The organism is Bacillota bacterium (assembly GCA_040754675.1).
In the GTDB taxonomy this organism is placed as follows: domain Bacteria; phylum Bacillota; class Limnochordia; order Limnochordales; family Geochordaceae; genus Geochorda.
The window spans coordinates 1-2,730 of sequence record JBFMCJ010000538.1 but is presented as its reverse complement, the minus strand read 5'-3'; the positions used below and the strand labels follow the sequence as shown (position 1 = coordinate 2,730).

The window sequence follows — 2,730 nt, the reverse complement described above, 5'->3', positions numbered from 1 at the left end:
CAGGCACTGGCACGCGCGCAGGAAATCCCCCAGGCACCGGGCCGGCAGCAGGAGATCGGCACCGACCAGGGAAGGTCCCGACCGCCGTATGTGCAACGCACGAAAGCGGTCTTGCCAGGCCGCCTCAGCCGCCGCCGCCCCCAGGTCAACCCAGCGCTCACGGAGACTCACTTCCCGAACCACCTCCTCAGCTGCCTGCACTTCCGCCCCGGGCCCGTGCAACCACACCTCCACTGTTCCCCGGGGCTCGCCAGGCCACCCTCCCTGCCTGCGCTGGCCGTCCACCTGCGCCACCAGCCGGTTGAAGGCCGTGCCGGCGAAGTGGACGCAAAAGGGCTGCCTATCGCTGTTGCCCAAAGCCTCAAGAAGCCGGGCCGTCGCCACGCCGTCGTCCCCCTCGGGAGCGCCCAACAGAATTGCCCTGCGCTCCCCCATGGGGTCCACGCGCACCGTGAGCGAGGTCACCAGGCCCAAAGTCCCCTCGCTGCCGGTGAGCCAGGAGAGCAGCGGCCCGCCCTCTCCCGGCTCACCCGGCGACGGCACGGCACGGGACACCTCTACGCGGCCGTCCGGGAGCACCACCTCCGCCTCAGAAACCTGAGCAACAAAGGGACCCGAGCGCAGCGTACCCACCCCGTAGCCACCGCCCGCCAGCCAGCCCCCCAGGGTGGCAGCAGGGGCGCTGCTGGGGTAGCAAGGCAGGGCGTAGCCGCGTCTGGCGAGCCAGTGATCCAGTTCGGCAAACGTCCACCCTGCCCCGGCCCTCACCAGCCGTCGGCGTGCGTCCAACTCGGGTCCCTGCCTGAGCCCGCAGGTGTCCACAACGGCGCCCCGCACGGGTAGGACACTCCCGAAGCCACCGGAGGCTCCTCCCCGTGGCGTAAGGGGCAGCCCCTCCCTCGCGCAGGCGCGCACAAGTTCTGCCGCCTCCGCGGTGGTGCGGGGCCGGAAAACCGCCTCTGGCACCCGCAGGCGGGCCAGCCGTTTCAGGAACGAGGGTACAGCGCCAACATCCTCCGTGTACAGGGCAAGCTCAAGTTCGTCGTCGCAGGCGGGGATGCCCATTTCGCACCACCACGCCGGCGCCACCTTACCCCTCGCGCGCCGGGCCATGACGCCGGATCTCCTCCTCCAACCAGGAGCGTACTTCCTCACCCCGCATGAGGCCGGCGAGGGCGGCGCCCGCGTCGGTGGGTGCGAGGACGGCGATCCACCCGGCCCCGTACGGGTCCTCGTTGATGAGGGCCGGCCTGCCCACCAGTTCCAGGTTGGACTCTACCACCGTCCCCTCAGCCGGTACCGGAATCCTGCCCGTCCACTTGCCGGACTGCACCGTGGCGAGGGTGGCATCCCGGGCAAGGACCTTTCCGACGCGGGGTACCCTGATGAAGGTGATCTTCCCCGCCATCTTCTGGAAGAAGTCGGTCACACCCACCCGTAACGATTTACCCTCCACCCTCACCCAGGCATGGTCCCTGCTGTAGTACAGGTCATCCGGCAGGTGGAACCCGGAAATCTCCACCTGGGGTCACCTCCGCGCGCCCGGCCACTCCTTCATTCCCAGCAGGGCCAGGCCTCGTCTCAGCCGGCCACCTCGTCCAGGCAGGCGAGGAGGGCCGTCGCCACCTTGGCCATGGCTGGTGTCCCCCCGAAGGCAACTGCAACCGCCGCCGCTTCCAGGATCTCCTCCCGCGTGGCGCCCTCTTCCACTGCCTTGTGGACGTGGTAGGCAATGCAGTACTCGCACCCGGCGAAGACCCCCAGCGCCACCGCAATCAGTTCCTTCACCCGGGCGCTGAGCTCCCCCTCTACCAGGGCGGCGCTGGTCAGGTTTACAAAGGCCTGGCCGAGTTCGGGAAATTCGTCCCCGACCCTCCCCAGACCAGCCGTAAAGTCCCCCATGAGCTTGTTCGGTTCCATTGCCACACCTCCGCACCCCTTCGCCACAGCCACGGGGTAGCAGGCGCACGAGCACCGCTCAGCGCACCAGCCCGTAGGGCCTCTCCAGGGACTCCCGCAGCGAAGACAGGAACTGGGCGGCCGGCGCTCCGTCGACCAGGCGGTGATCGAAGGTGAGGCTGAGCGTTGTCACCTGCCGGAGCACCAGTTGCCCGTCCCTCAGTTCGGGACGCGATACAGTACGCCCCACCCCCAGGATGGCCGCTTCCGGGGGATTGATGACCGGCGTGAAGGCATCCACCCCGTACATGCCCAGGTTGGTCACGGTGAAGGTGGAACCGGACACCTCGTCCGGACCCAGGGTGCCCTTCTCCGCCTTGCGGGCAAGCTCGCGGATCTCGGCGTTGATCTGCCCCACGGTCTTCTGGTCCGCATCCCGCACCACGGGCACCAGCAGTCCGTCCTCGAGGGCGACTGCCACGCCCACATGAATCTCCCCCCATTCCACGATCTCGTCGCCCTCGAGGGAGGAGTTCAGCCGCGGGTACCGCTTGAGGGTCTGGGCCGCCGCCTTCACTATAAGGGCAGTGACGGAAATCTCGTCCCGCTTGGGCACACCCTCGTTGAGACGGACACGCAGGGCGAGCAGTTCCGTCACGTCCGCCTCGGTGGTCAGCGTCACGGGCACCGCGGTGGTGTGGCTATGCCCCAACCGCTCTCCGATCGTCCGGCGCATGCCGTCGTACGAGATCCTGCGCAGGACCTTGCGAGGCGGGAATTGGGCCATCCGCTCCGCCAGCGCTCGCTCCACATCCGCCTCGACGATACGGC

The 2,730-nt window shown here is 68.6% G+C and carries 4 protein-coding genes; all 4 read right to left on the bottom strand.

The genetic code is table 11. The features are described 5' to 3' along the window. A partial coding sequence (locus AB1609_20430) for an FAD-binding oxidoreductase (GenBank protein ID MEW6048810.1) occupies positions 1-1,113 on the bottom strand: 1,113 nt, incomplete at its 3' end. Then, entirely contained in the window at positions 1,091-1,522 is a 432-nt protein-coding gene (locus AB1609_20425) for a glycine cleavage system protein H (protein MEW6048809.1), read from the bottom strand. The genes AB1609_20425 and AB1609_20430, both read right to left, overlap by 23 nt. 59 nt (positions 1,523-1,581) lie before the next feature. Continuing rightward, entirely contained in the window at positions 1,582-1,920 is a 339-nt protein-coding gene (locus tag AB1609_20420) for a carboxymuconolactone decarboxylase family protein (protein ID MEW6048808.1), read from the bottom strand. Positions 1,921-1,978: 58 nt separating this feature from the next. Next, positions 1,979-2,730: dihydrolipoamide acetyltransferase family protein (locus AB1609_20415; GenBank protein MEW6048807.1), on the bottom strand; the 752-nt coding region annotated here is incomplete at its 5' end.

What these genes read in the sequence shown, in the direction of transcription:
- AB1609_20420 (MEW6048808.1), bottom strand. Translation starts at nt 1,920, where the DNA reads ATGGAACCGAACAAGCTCATGGGGGACTTTACGGCTGGTCTGGGGAGG.